12 protein-coding genes are annotated in these 16,809 nt (G+C 59.8%); all 12 read left to right on the top strand.

Annotated elements, in window-relative coordinates; translation table 11 throughout:
- Positions 1–16: 16 nt before the first annotated feature.
- On the top strand, positions 17–2,914 hold the full coding sequence (locus BAC01S_RS19770; RefSeq protein WP_027796318.1) for a cell wall hydrolase: 2,898 nt from the start codon (positions 17–19) through the stop codon (positions 2,912–2,914).
- A gap of 39 nt (positions 2,915–2,953) precedes the next feature.
- Positions 2,954–3,775 (top strand): hypothetical protein, encoded by an 822-nt coding sequence (locus tag BAC01S_RS35645; protein ID WP_245616628.1) that lies wholly within the window; start codon positions 2,954–2,956, stop codon positions 3,773–3,775.
- Between the two features lie 999 nt (positions 3,776–4,774).
- The gene (locus tag BAC01S_RS34755; RefSeq protein WP_156954477.1) at positions 4,775–5,290 is read left to right on the top strand and encodes a hypothetical protein; all 516 of its coding nucleotides are present in this window, start codon (positions 4,775–4,777) and stop codon (positions 5,288–5,290) included.
- Between the two features lie 70 nt (positions 5,291–5,360).
- Positions 5,361–5,717 (top strand): lysozyme inhibitor LprI family protein, encoded by a 357-nt coding sequence (locus BAC01S_RS34005; RefSeq protein ID WP_084168689.1) that lies wholly within the window; start codon positions 5,361–5,363, stop codon positions 5,715–5,717.
- Between the two features lie 529 nt (positions 5,718–6,246).
- Positions 6,247–7,404, top strand: a complete 1,158-nt coding sequence (locus BAC01S_RS19760; RefSeq protein WP_027796317.1) for a hypothetical protein — start codon at positions 6,247–6,249, stop codon at positions 7,402–7,404.
- Positions 7,401–10,997 (top strand): ImcF-related family protein, encoded by a 3,597-nt coding sequence (locus tag BAC01S_RS19755; RefSeq protein ID WP_027796316.1) that lies wholly within the window; start codon positions 7,401–7,403, stop codon positions 10,995–10,997. Before BAC01S_RS19760 ends, BAC01S_RS19755 begins: the two co-directional genes overlap by 4 nt.
- A 118-nt stretch (positions 10,998–11,115) precedes the next feature.
- On the top strand, positions 11,116–12,927 hold the full coding sequence (gene tssF, locus BAC01S_RS19750; protein ID WP_027796315.1) for a type VI secretion system baseplate subunit TssF: 1,812 nt from the start codon (positions 11,116–11,118) through the stop codon (positions 12,925–12,927).
- Between the two features lie 11 nt (positions 12,928–12,938).
- A complete protein-coding gene (gene tssG, locus BAC01S_RS19745; RefSeq protein WP_027796314.1) occupies positions 12,939–14,027 on the top strand; it encodes a type VI secretion system baseplate subunit TssG in 1,089 nt (362 codons plus the stop codon).
- Positions 14,028–14,058: 31 nt separating this feature from the next.
- Positions 14,059–14,676 carry a type VI secretion system lipoprotein TssJ gene (gene tssJ, locus BAC01S_RS31950; protein ID WP_043202937.1) on the top strand — a complete coding sequence of 206 codons (618 nt, stop codon included), beginning with the start codon at positions 14,059–14,061 and terminating at the stop codon, positions 14,674–14,676.
- A 78-nt stretch (positions 14,677–14,754) separates the two neighbouring features.
- Complete coding sequence (locus BAC01S_RS19735; RefSeq protein ID WP_027796313.1) at positions 14,755–15,255, top strand: OmpA family protein; 501 nt, start codon at positions 14,755–14,757, stop codon at positions 15,253–15,255.
- Positions 15,252–16,313: a DUF746 domain-containing protein gene (locus BAC01S_RS19730; RefSeq protein ID WP_084168686.1), complete on the top strand. Its 1,062-nt coding sequence runs from the start codon at positions 15,252–15,254 to the stop codon at positions 16,311–16,313. Before BAC01S_RS19735 ends, BAC01S_RS19730 begins: the two co-directional genes overlap by 4 nt.
- Positions 16,314–16,582: 269 nt before the next feature.
- The gene (locus tag BAC01S_RS19725; RefSeq protein WP_027796311.1) at positions 16,583–16,807 is read left to right on the top strand and encodes a hypothetical protein; all 225 of its coding nucleotides are present in this window, start codon (positions 16,583–16,585) and stop codon (positions 16,805–16,807) included.
- Positions 16,808–16,809 lie beyond the last annotated feature (2 nt).

The raw sequence follows: 16,809 nt of genomic DNA, 5'->3' as shown, positions 1-16,809 counted from the left end.
AGGGGTGCAATAAACCATGACGAAACATAACGGCCACCCCAAGCATCCCGCGACCCCGGCTGCACCTACCGCTCCGCCGCCACCACAGTGGCAGCCCCTGAACTGGAGTTTTCCGTTTGCGCCCAAGAGCGGCAACCCGGCGGACCCGCAGACCTGGCTCAAGGCTCTCTCCAATGCGGACGGTGGCTTCTATCCGCTCGGCTCGAATGGAATGATTCATGGTGGCATCCATTTCGATGCCGCCACGGGTGGCGTGCTCAAGCAGGACGATGGCGTCAAGGTCATTGCCGATGGCGAAGTGGTGGCCTATCGCCTGGATTCGACCTATCCCGAACTGACCTATCCAAAAACACCACCGTGCTACGCGCTGTATTCCACCGGGTTTGTTCTGGTGCGTCATGAGCTTGTGTTACCTCCTGCGCCTGAGAAGGCAGGTACCTCTTCAACTTCGCCGTCGACGCCCGCAGGCGCGTCAGGCGCTTCTTCGACGACGCCAGCAGCACCCGCTTCTGGGGCATCCGCCGGTGGCACCAGCACCCCGCAGGCTTACCAGCCGCCCGCCGATGAGGTGATGGAGTTCTACAGCCTCTACATGCACCAGCTCGATTGGGCAGGGTATAAGGCAGCAGAAGCCAGCGGCAGCGGCCAGGCAGCGTCCCCAATCCATTCACTCCCATTCTGGGAGGGTGACAAGCACTACCGCGTCGGCAGCAAGGCTAACGATCGCCAGGCGCAACCCCCGCAGCTCAACACACCATTCCGGTTCGATCTGAATTCCACCAATGCAGATTCGGCGGGAGAGTTCGAAAACTGCCTGCCACTCGACAGCGTTGCGGCGGGTCCGTCTCCTGGCAGTCTGGAAGCGCTCACATGGCAAAGTAAGCCGACGCTCCGATATGCCCTGCCGTCGGGCGATGCAGGGAACACGGCAAGTGCGCCGGAGAGCGCTCAGGGCGTTCGCATTCTGGACCGGGTCAAAGGGACGGTTATCGGATTGCTGCCGCGTGGAGGCGAACTCGGCGTGACAGGCACCGCAACATCCGGCTGGGCGCAGATCGCGACGATCATCTCGGGTACACCTGTCGCTGCCGTCGCCGGCGGTACACCCGATCCGCGCGCTGCGACGGGGTGGGTGAATCTCGATGAACTCGATACGGTCGTTGATCCGAAGCCGCTGGATACGGTAGTGGTGCTCGACAAGCCATATCCGGTCAAAGCTGGGGACGTGGTGGGCTACCTGGGCGAGTACGAGAACTCGACGCACGCTCAAATCTTACCGCCCCAGCCGATGCGTCCCATGCTTCATGTCGAAGTCTTCACCGGGGTGCAGATCAAGGACTTCATCAGCAAGAGTCAGGATCGCGCGAAGCAGCTCCCTGACAGTGGAAAGACGATGCTGGTGATCCAGCAGGGGGCACAACTTGTCAAACCTGCGGATCCACAAAACATCCCTACGGTTATCGGTAAGACGCTTGTTCCCGCGAAGGGCGATCCCGGCAAGGGCAACTGGGCAAAGGTGCAGCCGACCGAGTACCCGACACAAGCCGCCGCGCACAGCCATGGGCAAGGCCACGCCCATCACGCTAGTCACCCTACGGGGACACCCGTGGGCAAGCCGGTGTGGGTCGAGCGCAAGTTTGCGGGAAAGGCGGCCACTTCGATGGTGCGGACCTGGACAGACTTTCCACTGCTACTAGCCAATGCGAAGTCCGCGGCTGTCGGATATCAACAGGTATTCTCTCGCGCCCAGCTTGACCAGCTATTCGATTCGGGCAAGGCGGTGGACGAGCAGGGTACGCAATGGTGGTCCATCACGGCCGGTGATGCCGACGGTAATACTATCTCCGGCTGGGTCTGCGAAAAGAATCATCCCAATACGGAGTGGCAAAGTCCGTGGTCGTGGCCGGGATTCGATACAGTTGATACGACCAGCGTTCCGCTGCTCGATATGTACCGGCGCAACCTTTACGAAGTGAAGCAACTGCTCGACGGCGAAGAAGAGGAGTTTCGCGTTGTCGCAGCGACAGTAAATGCGGGGCTGTTGATCGGAAAGCTTGAGCAGGCTGCGAAGCGTCAGGGTAGCGGCAAGGGGAACGTGATCCCGGCCGATCTGAAGAACGCATTGAATGTGCCGTGGTTGGCCGAAGCCGTCTCACACTTGATCGTCCGCTACGAAAGTGAGTGGGGCGGCGACATGAGCAAGTGGGAAAAGCTCCTGTCGATCATGGGTGACGCCGGAAAGCCCATCTGGAAAACCGAGATGGAGCGGATCAAGAAGCTGCAATGGTGGGATCAGGCAAAAGCCGTGAAGGGTTATCCTTCAGATCCTGAGGTGTGGCATATCCATCCGATCGGACTAGCGGGGAATTTTTTTAATAACACTGATACCGCTCACACTCTCATCTTGACGTCGAAAGACGTTCTCGATTTGAAGAAAACTCTGCAGACAGAGTGGGTGCAGTTTGCAGGGGACATGCAGGCGAAGGGAGTCATCGACACGATATTGAACCGCGTAGCGTCAGGTCAGCTTGGACCGAACCATCATTTCGGAAGTACTGTTTCGGAAGTTGTCAACCAGTACAATCAGTTTTCTGATATTAGCGGACCAATTGCTAGAAACCAGCACGGCCGATCATCAGTTGAACAAATCCCTGTAAGCTCGATAAGCCAGCGAGTCAACGATATTGTCGATTCTTATTTGCGTGAACGTGCCAATGGGGCTGAGTCTTCCGTTGGAACTAACTTGAATTACGCGAATCCCTTCTTTTCATCGCCTAGTAATTTGCCTTGGATAAATGCATTGTCGGGACCTCGCTATGGAACGGGGAATGCCATCCACTACCACGGAACAACACCGGGATTGGAAAAATATCGCCCCGAGCCATATCGGATTAGCTTGAGCAGTGGCACGTAAGGCGAGCATTTACCACGATGAAAATAGATTGAGGGTAATATGGCAAAGAGAGTGCTGAATTGGACCTTCCTCGCATTATTTTTTATTGCAGTCTACCCGGCATCGACCTTCGCTGACTCTACTGGAGACGCGGTAATATTAGGTCATTCTTGTAGTTGTAATTTCGGACAATATGGAATGGTCACGATCGACACTCGCGACCCCGGGGCATCAATAACAATTAATGGTGTTCGACACCCTGCGACAAGCGGCAGTTATTTCTATCAGACTGATGATGGGAAAGTGGCAATTGCATTCAACCCGAAGATGTCTGTTTGGACATTCTTAAGCGCAGAAGATCCGAATGGTGTATCCGACACGCATTGCAAGATGACTCTCAACAAGAGCGTCGCTGAAAAAGGCGTGCCACCAAAATTCTCGGACTACACAACTGAAATTTATAAGGGTCAATTGAAGATCCCGAATTATTATCAGAAAACAGACGATGGATGGCGAGATGATATGGGGAAACTGGTAGCTCCGTTGGAGATCAATTTTGCAGGAAAATATTACATCGGACTTCATAGTTGTGGGGCTGGATGCAGATATTACACGCTCTCGGACTTATCGAGTGGGACCGATTCAAGTACGCTGGACATCTTCTCCAACGCAGACGGCCATTCCCAGAAAATATCCGATAGCCATGAATATACGAGCACTCTTGTTAGTCGCGCCAACAGCAAGATGCTGATTGCTCAGTACCATATCGAACAGACCACTACGCTTCCTGAAGAGTGCAGAGAAAGAATATTCGTATTGAGCGATGACACCAAAAGCATTAAACCAATAACTGACACAATTAAATTCTGTCAAAAAAGATGACGGTACCTGGCACCGGACAATCTTATTCAATATGACGAGTCAGCGCCGAACAAGAGATGCAAGATGAATGGTGTTTTCATTCTTTCATGTGGGAGAACTGACGCGCACCAATACTACAAGGCTTACACCTTAGTGGTATACGTCAACTGAAAAAACAATACCAATGTGCATGGGTGGGCAAATCCAATCAATTGCGGCCAACAGGGTTAGGTATGGCGCCGTCCCAGTGCAATTAAATCATTATGAAGAAAATCACCTCATTGATTATATATAATTCTATCATGCTTGTGTTGCGGAGCGAATGCTCAAGGTTCAATTTCTGGTCATGCAGAAAATCATCCATTTACGGATGTCAGGATAACTTGCGCTCACGAAGAGTGTTCTTTTCGTTACTCCAACATTGATTTTTGCGATCAACGTCATATTGAGTCGATTAAATCTTCTCTTCAAGAAGATAAGCCGAATTTTTTTCTCCACTACATACTCTTGCCAATTCAAGAGGGGCCCGACAATTATTTTCAACGCTCACTTATGTTAATTGATACATATACTGGAGTAGTCTATCCGCTTCCGATTGACTCGTATTCCGGCCATACACTCAAGAACAGTTACGTGACTAAACATGCCGGCGAGCTCTCTTATAGCTTGAGTAGCAATCGAATTTGCATCTTGGGTTCAATCTTCACGCACGGCATGGTTAAGAATGGGAAATTCTGTTTCACATTCTTAGGCGATCGGTTCAGCGGTTACAAGACAATTTATATGTACGAGTAAGCGTGACAGGCTGCCATGCCGAATCTCTAGTTGCGATATCAAATCATCCATTCGAAAACGTGGAAATTAAGCACTCTCACGCCGATGCTGGATGCTCTTTTCAATATTCTCCGTTGGATTTTTGTGACGCCAGACATATCTTGGAAATAAAATCGGCAATAAAAGAGACAATAGGTACCACGCAACCGCCCCAGGGCAAGTAATTACCCAGAAAAGATAATGATCATGCTCAAAAAAATCACACTTGTCTGTTCTCTATTTTTAGCGATTAGTCCTGTCAGTGTATTAGCTCAACGTGCGTCGCCTGACGTACTTTCGGCAGACGCAATTCAGCCTGGATGTAAGTTGATGGTTTCGAGATATGGTTACAATCCGGATGACATCAACAAATACCAGCTGAGCCTAAACTGGCAATGCACGGGGAAGAAGCCTTTTGTCATCGATGCATATGGAGCAGACAACGGAACTCCCGAAGTTGTCACCGTCTTCTATACGAAGAATCGCGACGTTATAGCCCTCTTGAAGTGGCAGGACGGAGCTAAAGACTCAACAGTGGTCCGTTACAAAGTCTTTGCCTATCGCTACGTTGGGGATATTTCTGATACAGCGTTCTTCCGACTGGATCGTCTGTCTGAGCGGTTTGGGGAAGGATTCGATGGGGTGGTAAACGGAAAACCAGTCGAATATCCTTTCAAAACTGCCTCTTCGATCAGAAAGCAGCTTGCCGAATTTGGGCAATAGCATTTATTGAAAAATGGGATGAAAGCGTTATCGAAATCAATTTTCACCTTATTTGTCCGTTGAAATCGTCATGAAAAAATTAATTTTTCTTGTGATTTTTCTGTTACCCCTGAGCTCATTTGCTAAAGCGTGTATCGAAAGCGGGAATGTGTGTGATGATTTATCTTGCGCCGATCAAAATCCAGGTCGGCTAAAGAAAGATCTTAATATCATTTACCAGAAAATATATTCATCTACGCAATACAAGAATGAATTTGAACAGTCGCAAAAAGCTTGGCTTAACTATAGGGAGCGGCAATGCAATGGTTATATTGCAGCTGAGGCCTCGCAAGCTCAAGGTGCTGGATCTGGTCTGATTACGAAAGACTGTCTTGTCACGATCACCAAGCAGCGAGTTGAGTATTTGAAAACCCTTGTTGATAAATAGCGGCGCTCGACAAATCAACCTCAGCTATTCCGATAGTCATAGGCGGCTGTGATGCGGAATCCAAGGCATTCCCGACGCGGTTTTGATGCCCCGGACGACGATCCAGCGGTAGTCATGTGCCAGTTCGGTTGTGGGTCCCCGCGTTGATGTTGACGTGTGTCAGCAATGTCCTCGCCTTTTCCAAATCCCGGCGGGACTCCCGCTACGATTTGCAACACGCTTGAACGCAGGGCAAGTCCGAGGTGCTGCTGCCAGGCGACGGCGACGAGTGCAAGGCAACTGTTCGTGATCGGCTGCAGCTCCATTGCGCACCCGACGAGGGAGACACGATGTCTGACATATTTGTCCTGCCGAACGGGGAGGTCGATTCGCACCCTGAGTTCGATGGTTATGTTTCCCTTGTCCATTTCAGTCAAAAAAATGGCGCTGGCGCAAGGGGTTGGGTGAAGTCCGACGACAGACTAAAGCCGACGGGTTTGGGAACGGCTCCGCGTCAGCCGTAAAGTGATTCGTGAACCACATTTGACCCATGTCCTGGCCTATTCCGACATTCCCGGAAATCGAATATCCGAAGCCGATCTCCTTGCGCGTGTGGATTCCCACACTCTGTACCCTTGCACTGGGCACCGCGGGCGCCGTGCTCATGATCTGGCCGCACGGCAAGCCAACCAATACGCTTTTGTTCTGGGCCACGCTGGTTGGCGCACCGCTGGTCGCCTGCGCCTTGACGTTCGGTTTTAAGCTCGACCAGTGGGAGGACGAACAGACCGATGCTGAGGAAGTCGAAAAGGAGCGGCATCGGCTTAAGGGGTTATGGCGTGACTGGAGCCGCCGCCGCTTGTGCGTCGTCGATGCCGTGGCATACCCGGCGGCCACAAAGGAGGTCGGCAAATTTGCCGACCCGAAAGCTGACCTGCCGTCGTGGAAGGACCGTACCGCCGAATTCGAGCTGGGAAAAAATCGCCCCGCCACGTTCCGGTGCACCAGGCTGCTGCACCACGTTGCCATGCATTTTGCCGAGGCGCTTCGAACCCGACGGGAAGTCACCATCACCCTCATGCTCGATGAAGCGTCGCTCGAACACGTCGAGTCTTGGACCCGTCGCGCCACGTATATTTTTGGCCGCACGATTCCAGGCGTCACGTTTCACATCGATCCGCAGCCGGCGAGCAGCGGCGCGCAGTGGATCACCGATCTGGTGGACCGGGTCGATCCGGCTACGCGAATTGTGGTCGCCGCGCAGTTCTGGGCAGATGGGAAAAAAACCCACGAGTTCAGCGAGGGGGCAGCGGCCTTTCTCATTGAGCCGGATGCACCGCAGGCCGGTGCCATTTTCCGCCCCATGGCAAGTACGCCCGACGCACTACAAACCGGGCTCACCCAGATCAAGGATTACCAGGTGTCGCCTGAACGCCCGATGCTCGCGTGGTTCACCCGTTGCGAAGAAGGTGAGTCGACGGCGATCCGTTCTTCAGTCACGCAGGACCCCAAGGATTCTGCGGCCGAGCGCCTGCTCGACAAACCCCTGGGGTTGCCCGGGCCCGCCAGTGGCTGGATTGCACTCGCCATTGCGATGGAAGCGATGCGCGGTGCAGGACCCCAACTGGTTGTCTGGCGCGAACCCACAGCCGACTCTCTTCATCTCTGCACGATCCTGCCCCTGCCTCAAAAGGAAACAACGGTTTGAACAACGAAAAAAAACACATCCTGGGCCGGATTCTGATTGCTGCTGCGGTGATTGGCATTATCGCGGGCGTGCTTCTTTATACCGTTGATCCGAAGGATATTCTCGCCTGGATCATCCGGTTCAAGGCCATTCTCATTTTCGGGGGGCTCTTCGTCCTCGCGGGGCTCGGCTTTCTTCTTCAACGACGCAAGGCGAAGCGGGACGCGGTCCAGCAGACGTCCCAGGACAAGGGAGCCGTACCACCCGGCAAGACGGATCCCGCAGCGGTGACGGCAAAGAGCCGGGCAGAGCAGGTCGTCAACTGGGCGAAAGAACTGAAATTCCAGCTGAAGCAGAAGCGCTGGTTCCTCTGGGCCTACGTCCAGCCGTGGGTGCTGGTCGCGGGTGACGCCGCGGCCGTGACCGCTTGGATGCCGGAACTGGCCCAGAAGGGTTTCATCATCACGGATGACGTCGTCCTGCTCTGGGGTGGGCTGGATGCGAATGACCGGCCGGACGAACTGTGGCTGCGCGAGCTCCGTTCGTCGCGACGCATGCGACCGCTCGATGCGATTGCGCTCGTGCTCGACGACCGGACGCCGTTGCTAGACCCATCGGGCGAGAAGAACCAGTGGGGTATCCGCCTTGCGCGCATGACCGAACTGCTGCACTGGTCGGCGCCGGTCTACGTTCTGGATGTCGCGGGCGCCGATGCTGTTCATCGGTTCGACACGCCGGTGACGGGCTGCGAATTCACGCGCCCGCTCAACGTGAGCGCCATCGAAACGGCGCTGCTCGGGCTGCGTGACCAGCTCGCCGACCGCAGCGTGCGTCAGCTGGCGACGAACGGCGACGACGCTTACGCATCGGATCTGTCCACGCGGCTCGACGTCCGCAGTGCGCCACTCGCGCGCTGGATCGCGGGCCTGACCGACTGGCAGCGTCGCCCGTTGCCGGTAGCCGGCGCCTTCTTCGCTCCTCTGGTCGTTGCCGGTGCAACCGCATCGAGCTCGTCGGGCGCTTCGTGCAGCAGCCGTCTACCGCTGTGGCGCTATCTCGCTGACGCCTCGAGGCACACGCCCGGCCGCCGTACCTGGTCCAATCCCGTCACGATTGCCTCGACGGTTGCCCTGGTCCTCATCGGCATCTGGAGCGTGGGCATGCTCGCCTCGGGCATGAACAACGCGCACGAGGTCATGCTCACGAACGAGTCGCTGCAGGCGCTTAACCGTGCGGGCGATACCCCGGGCCGCCTGCGCGCATTGCTCGGTCTCCAGCAGCGCATCGGGCTGCATGAGGCTCGCGTGCAGGAACATACGCCGCTGCTGACCCGTTTCGGGCTGAACCACGACCGGGCCATACTCGATGCCCTGTGGAAGCCCTACGCGCGCGCCGCAAAGCCGTTGCTCGTCGCCCCCGTCCAGCAGGACATCGAAGGCCAGCTCGTCGATCTCGGTCAGATGTCGACGGCCCAGGTCGACACGCAGAGCAGCCAGGTCGCGCAGGACGGCCAGCAGGCGCTCAAGACCTACCTCATGATGGCCGATCCGCAGCGTGCCGATCCCGCCTTCATGACGCCCCAGCTCGGGCAGCACTGGAATCTGGATACCGGTCTGCGCCCCGGAGAAAAACTCGACCTGTCCGCGCAGCTGCTGGGTTTCTGGGCGCAGCACTTTCCCACGCATCCCGACTGGCGCATCCAGCCGCGCGAGGATCTCGTGGGCAACGCGCGCCAGACGCTGCTTGCGATCATCGGCGTCAGGAACTCCGAGGACACGATCTATCAGGGCATTCTCGACTCGGTCGGCCACAAGTACCCCGACCAGACGCTTGCCTCAGTGACTGCGGGCACGGACACGCGCGGACTTTTCTCGACGTCGGCGACGGTTCCGGGCGTCTTTACGCGTCAGGCCTGGGAGGGCTCCATCGAAGCCGCAATCGACGACGCCGCCAAACACAATGGCGTCGAAGGCAACTGGGTACTCGGCAACGCTGGCAGTTCGCAGGCGGGCACGGCCATGACACCCGACGAGCTGCGTACAGCACTGCGTGCCCACTACTTCTCCGATTACACCGAGCACTGGCAGGACTTCATGAACAGCATCCGGTGTGCGGCCGCTCCCACGCTGCCGGCCGCCGTCGGGCAACTGAAGCTCATCGCCGATGCACGCCAGTCTCCGCTCATTGCGCTGATGAAGTCGCTTGCTTACCAGGGCGGCGCCGGCGCGCAGCAGGCAACGCTTTCCGACGCGCTGGTTACGAAGGCCCAGAACTTCTTCGGCAAGAAGGACGACACCCCGCAGCCGGCACAGGCCGATCCCGCCGGCCCGCTGGGCGCCTCCTTCGGTCCGGTGCTCAAGCTTGTTGCCCAGGGTAACGGTAACGCCACGTCCCCGGCCAGCGACCTGAGCCTTGAGCGCTTCACGGAACGGGTGACGACGCTGCGCCTGAAACTGCAGCAGATCAGCGACAGTCCCGACTCCGACGACCAGGCACGGCAGGTCGCGCAGGCGCTCTATCAGGGCAAGGGCTCGGACCTCTCCGATACGCTCGGCTATGCGCAACTCATCGCGGCCAGCCTGGGCGAGCAGTGGGCCGGCATGGGCAATTCGCTCTTCGTCGAGCCGGTCACGCAGGCGACCCGCACGGTGCTTGCACCCGCGGAAGCGAGCCTGAACGACGCATGGCGCGAGACGATCGTCGCCGCGTGGAACCGTTCGTTTGCAGGGCGCTATCCGTTTGCCAGCACCGCCAACGATGCGTCGCTGCCGGAACTCGCGCGCTTCCTGCGCCCGCAGGGTGGCTTGATCGACACATTCCTCTCCACGCAGCTCGCCGGAGCGTTGCAGCTGCAGGGCGACCAGTGGGTGCCATCCTCCGGTGGCGGCGGCAGCGGGTCGGCCAGCACCGCACGCGCATTCGATCCGGCGTTCCTGAAGGCCATCAATACCCTTCAACAGATCGCGGGGCACATGCTCGCGCAAGGCGAGCCGCAGTTCGTATTCGGGCTCAAACCCGTGCCGACACCGGGCATCACCGACACGCTGCTCACGCTCGACGGGCAGACGCTGCATTACTACAACCAGGTGGAATCCTGGAGCACGATGACATGGCCATCGAGCGAACCGCAGAAGGCCGGTACGCGACTCGAATGGCAGACGGACACGGCGGGTACGAACAAGGGCTTTGAATTCCCGGGCCGCTGGGCGCTCGTGCGTCTGCTCGAGCGTGCAAAGGTCGAGCCAATGGACAGTGCGACGTATCAGCTGACGTGGCAGGCGAAGCCGGAAAACGCCGATCCGAAGTCTGGCGTGACGAAAGTGGATGGGCTCACCGATCTCGCCGCGCAGGTGGCGCGTGAACCGCTCGCGCCTGCCCCCCCGGACATGACGCATCCGTTGCGCTATCTGATCCACACGGATGTGGGGCAAGGGCCGATGGAGCTGCTCGCACTGCGGGGCTTTGTGCTGCCCTCGCGCATCTTCGTGGATCGCAGCAGTTTCGCCGCCGCAAGGCAGCCCGCGCCCTCAGGGCCGCCGCCGCTGCCCAAGGCAGCCATCGCGGCGGCGAAGCACTCAACCGTCGCGCTTCCCGCAGGCGTTGTTCCTCAATGAAGCATCGGGTCCGTCAGCGTGACCAGGCGCGTCTTGACCAGGAAATTCCGTGCGGCGCGCGCGATTTCCTGATCGCGGTCTGGAATCCGGAACCATCAACCACTGATACCTGCCGATCATGACCGAATCTACCCGCGACAACGAGATCCTGCGCTACTTCGAGGCGGAAATGCGCTACCTGCGCGAAGGTGGGAAAGAATTCGCTCGCGCGTTCCCCGATCGCGCACGCGAGCTGGACCTCGACCGTGTGGGCGAGCGCGACCCGCATATCGAACGCCTCTTCGAGGGCTTTGCCTTCCTGATGGGGCGCCTGCGCCACAAGCTCGACGACGAGCTGCCCGAGCTGACGGAAGGGCTCGTAAGCATGCTGTGGCCGCACTACCTGCGCATGATCCCGTCGCTCGCGATCCTCGAACTCATCCCCGAGCACGGCGCGCTGCAGAAGCACGAAACACTCGAAGCCGGACTGGAAGCCACCTCCGATCCGGTCGGTACCGGTTCTGGCCCGGACGATGCCACGATCGAGTGCGTGTACCGCACGACGCAGGAAGTCGACATGTATCCGCTGGCGCTTACCGAAGCGGGCGTCTATGCGCGCGAGGATGGGCGCTCGGTTATCCGTCTGCATCTGGACATCCAGGCCCAGGCCGGGCGTGATCGCCTGCAGGTGCCGCGCCTGAGGCTGTACCTGAACGCAGACCGGCCTGTCGCGCTGTCCCTCTACGCCGCGCTCACGGCAAAGCCGGTGGCGATGCAGGTGCGCCTGCCCGGCTGGCCCGAGGACCGGCCAGGTGCGCCGGTCGCGATGTCAGGACTGCGTCTCGCGCCCGCCGGCTTTGCCGCCGAAGAACGCCTCTGGCCCAAGGCCGATAATGCGTTTGGCGGCTACCAGCTGCTGCTCGAGTATTTCACGTTCCCCGAGAAGTTCATGTTCGTCGACCTGCTCGGACTCGATATCCAGGCGCTTCCCCCGTCGGCCACGTCCGTGGACGTCGAGGTCGTGCTCGAGCGACCGTATCCGGACGACATGCGCTTTACTGCCGAGAATATTCGCCTCTACTGCACGCCGGTCATCAACCTTTTCACGGTGGGAGCCGATCCGGTAACGGTCACGCAGCACGAGACGGAATACCGCGTGCGCGCGCGGGCCGAGGCCGGTTCGCTCATCGACATCTATTCGGTTGATGGTGTGGAGTATTTCGAGCGTGGCCGCCGCTTCGAGTATGTACCTTTTGCTGCATTCAGGCATCGCGGTGGCATGCTGCGCCACGACATGCCCGAGCGGTATTACCACACCCACATGCGACGTGGCCCGTCCGGGCGGTTCGATACGTGGCTCGTGCTCGGCGGCCACGCGTGGGACCAGGCGACCACGCTGCCGAGGGAAATCCTCACACTGTCGGTGACGGGCACCAACGGCATGCTGCCGCGCAAGGCCCTGCGTGAAGCGGGGATTACGCGCATGCGCGGCGGCTTCACCAACATCGGCGCGGTACGCAACCTCACGGCGCCTACCCTCCCGGTCTATCCCCCCACCCGGGAGCGGTACCAGTGGCGTGTGCTTTCCCACCTGTCGCCGAACTACCTCTCCCTGCTCGACGCGGAAATTCTGCGTGGCTCGCTCGCGCTCTATGACTGGACGGAGGGCGAGCTGAACCGCAGGCGCATCGAGGCGATCACCGACGTGCGCCACCGGCCGCTCAGCAAGCTTGTGAAGGGTGGCCTGATGCGCGGCGTGGAAATCACGGTGACACTCGACGCCGGGCGTTTTGCCGGCGAGGGCGATCTCGAGCTCTTTGGCAGCATGCTCAACCGGTTCCTCGGCCTCTATGCGACGGTGAACCTTTACACGAAGCTCGTGATCGTGACCCAACCGACGGGACGGCGTATCGAATGGCCCGAGACGAAGGGTGAGGGGGCGCCGTTTTGAACGCACCCGGAATGCCGGCGGCCGCACCTGCCAACGCTGCGCCGCTGATGCCCGCGCTGCTCGATCAGGCGCCGCGGATGAATTTCATCCGATTTTGCGAACTGCTCGAACTGGCGGCACCCGACATGCCACCGCTCGGCACCACAGATTCGCCCGCCGCAGAACCGGTGCGGTTCCGCTCGCGCGCGCAGCTGGGTTTTCCGGGCCGGGAGATCGACGCGGTCCGGTATGACCTCGACAATCCGGCGGTGCCACCATCGGTGGTCACGACGTTTCTCGGGTTCTATGGCGTCGATGCGCGCATGCCCGCGTACTTCGTCGACGAGGTCGCGCAGAACCGCGACGGGGCCGAGTCCCTGGCGGCGTTCCTCGACCTCTTCCATCACCGCATCATCACGCAGTACTACCGCGTCGCGCGCAAGTACCGGTATCCCGTCGGCTTCCGGCGGGACGGCACGGACCCGGTGTCGCGCTACCTGCTCAGCTTTGCCGGATTCGGGTTCAGCACCTCCGCGCGCGTCCCTGCTTCCGCAGGCAGCGAAGCAGGGGAGTCCATCAGCGCGCGTCAGCGGCTCGCGGCGGTGGCCGACAAACGCCGGCTGCTGTCGATGCTCGGGCTCGCGATGCAGAGAACGCGCACGGCCGAAGGGCTGGCCGGCGTGCTCCGGCACGCCGTCCCGGACGCCTCGATCACGGTCGAGGAATTCCACCCGGTGTGGCGCGAAGTCAACGATTTCGAGCCGGCCGCGCTCGGCGAGCAGTGCCTGCTCGGCCGCGGCTTCTACGACCGGGCGAACGTGGTCCGGATCGTGATCACGCCGGCGCTGCGCGAAACGGTGCTGTCGCTCGTCCCGGGGCAGCCCGCCCACCGCGAGATCATGGCGCTGCTGCGGTTCTATCTGGGCTACGAGAGCGACGCGGATCTGGAGATGCATGTGCGCGCCGATCTCATGCCAAAACCAAAGCTGGAGCCGCGCGAGGCCAACCTGGGTTTTACGGCACAACTCGAAACCCTGCCCGGCTCGGCGGCACGCGGGTCGGAACGTGTCACGCGCGTGCAGCTCGGCCGCTGGAACGGAGCAGGGGGAACGGGCACATGAAGAACAGTAAAAGGAACAGGGGAGTATCCCAATGAACGCAAACAGGAAACGCGCGGCACGCCACGCCGGCCTCGCGGCCGCGATACTGGCGGCCGTGGCCACGGCCGGTTGCGGCCTCGGTCAGGCGGTGGGTGACAGCACCGTCGATGCCGCGAAGTGGGTCTTCACGACCCAGGTCAAGACCATGAACGTGGACCTCAAGGGCCGCTCGTCGATCAATGCGGATGTGCAGGGACAGTCGCTTTCGACGGTGGTCCGGTTCTACCAGCTCAAGGATGCCAGGACCTTCGCACAACTGACTTATGCACAGCTGCAGTCTGACGACCTCAACCTGCTCAAGGCGGACCTGGTGGCCACGAAGGACGTTGTGCTGCGTCCTGACGCGGGCGCGAGCCTTGCCGAGCCGATGAACCCGGATGCCCAGGTCGTGGGGGTGGTGGCGTTTTTCCGTGAGCCGGTGCAGGACCGGGTCTGGAAGCTCGCGATTCCGAAGAAGCAGTGGAAGAAAACGGACCCTGTGAAGATCGAGGTCAACGGCAACGAACTGGTTCTGGTTGGTGCCGATTCGCAGCCGGTCAAGCACGAAGCGCCCCAGCAGGCCGTACCGGCCAGTCCCGCGTCGTCGGCAACAACTCACAAACAGGGCTGACCCGTACCCCCTTACTGCAACCTTGGGGTATGGCGATCTGTACGCCTATCGCGTGCCCCATTCCTGAAGGAGAACAATTTGAAGAAACTGCTTTCGCTGGGGACCTGCATCAGCGCGCTCGCACTGCTTTCGGCGTGCTCTGGACTGGATCGCGACCATGAAATTGCACTGAACCAGGCCACGGGTATCGAAGTCACACAGGGCCCTGACGGCGTGCAGTTGCGCCTGCCCGAAAAGGTACTCTTTGATTTCGACCAGTCCACGCTGCGCGCAGACGCTGCACCTGCACTGGCTCGCGCAGTGGTACTGCTCAAACGCAGCGACAAGCCGGTCATCGTCGAGGGACATACGGATAACGTCGGTACGCACGAGTACAACATGCAGTTATCCGAAGCACGCGCCACGACCGTCGCTGATGCGCTCGATGAGCGCGGCATTCCCCCGTCGCGGATCACGACGAAGGGCTTCGCTTATGACCAGCCGGTGGCGAGCAACGACACGCCCGAAGGCCAGGCGAAGAACCGGCGCACCGAGATCGTGATTACCGGAGAGTCCGAGGCCAGGATCATGGGCCGATGAGCGATCTGCGAGCCGTCGCGCCTGCGCCCGGTACAGGCCAGGACGACGGCCAGGCACTTGTCCGCTTCCTGCAGACGCATATTGCCACGCTCCTGTCGCCGAATGCCGACCCCGTCCCGCGTTGCCCCAGGTGCGACGGCATACGGATCGCGAAGAAGGGCTACGCGCGGCTGCTCACCGGCCCGCTGCCGACGTACCAATGCGAGCGATGTGGTCACTACTTCAGCCGTCTGACGGGAACGCCACTCTCGCACCGGCCGTTCCGGCTGCAGGTCAACGAACTGGTCGCAATGCTGCCGCAACCGCTTAGCTGCTCACAGGCAGCGCGGGAACTCGGCGTGATGAAGCATACCGTGCGCGAAACCGTCCGGCTGGTGCGACGCTGGCTGCAGGAACTGGATCCTGACGGTCATTGCGCGCGTCTGATCCGGCTGGGCGGTGGCCTGGAGGTGGTGCAGTCTGTTGTACCCGAAGCGGGTTTTGACGCAGAAGACACGACGCTGTCGGCGACGCTGACGCACGATTTTGATGCCATCCATTCGCCCCGGGCCGATCCGCTGCCCGTCTGCCCCATCTGCGGCAACCGGAATGTCCGGCGCAAGGGGCGCGTCAGCGGCTTTCCGCGGTTTCTTTGCACGGCCTGCGGTACCCAGTTCAATCGCCGTACCGGCACACCCTTCACCCGTAACCGCGGTGCCGCGCGACAGCGTGAGCTCATCCGTTGTCTGGGCCTGCCACTGCCGCTCCTCCAGCTCGCGGAGATGATCGATACGGATCCGGCCATTACGGCGCGGCTTGTCGATGAATTCCGTGCGCGCTGCATGCAGCTCGATCCGTCAGGGCAGCTCGCCGCGCGTATCCGTGCCTGCGTGCGCCCAGCGGCCGACACGCCATGCGTGAGGTGCGGCGAGCGCCAGATCGGGTTCGATACGGGCATCCCGCAGGCGAGGTGTAATGCCTGCGGCCGGCTCATCTCGATGCGCCGTCAACTGGTTGAACGTAATGGCGTCCTGTACGCCGGCCCCTGGCAGGCAGTGGCCGACACGACGGGACCATGAATCGCGCCACCGGTCAACTCAATGAGCCATGCACTGCGGTGCCGGCTGGATCTGGCTGGACCATGTGAAGGTTTCCCGTTCCGGGAACCAGCTTGATCCAGATCACGGAGTCCGAAGGTTTCCCGATCGCTGAATTTTGGGATGCTGCGGCTTCATTTCGCAGACATGCACGCGCACGAACATCGGGCCTTTTACGCAAGAGGCCTACGATGCACCCGAACGATCAACACCCCCGTCGAATTCCCCCTTGCTCACCTGGCCGGCGCAGGATGCTGCAGCAAACCTTCAGGGGTGCCGTCAGCACCATGTTGCTGCCCACGGCCGGCAGCGCGCTGCTCGCCGCCTGCGTGGGCGGCAGCAGCACGACTCCCGCAACGCCCGTGGTCGCCGCGCCGATGCCGCCCACGCCCATCCTCGCTTCCGTCAACAATTTCCGCGACGTGGCAGGTGCCGACGACGATCTGGCCTACCAGCCTCAGCACGGAATGCAGTGAAG

The organism is Paraburkholderia acidipaludis NBRC 101816, from assembly GCF_000684975.1.
Classification (GTDB): domain Bacteria; phylum Pseudomonadota; class Gammaproteobacteria; order Burkholderiales; family Burkholderiaceae; genus Paraburkholderia; species Paraburkholderia acidipaludis.
The sequence above is the reverse complement of the archived record's forward strand: the minus strand, read 5'-3'. Positions and strand labels throughout refer to the sequence as shown.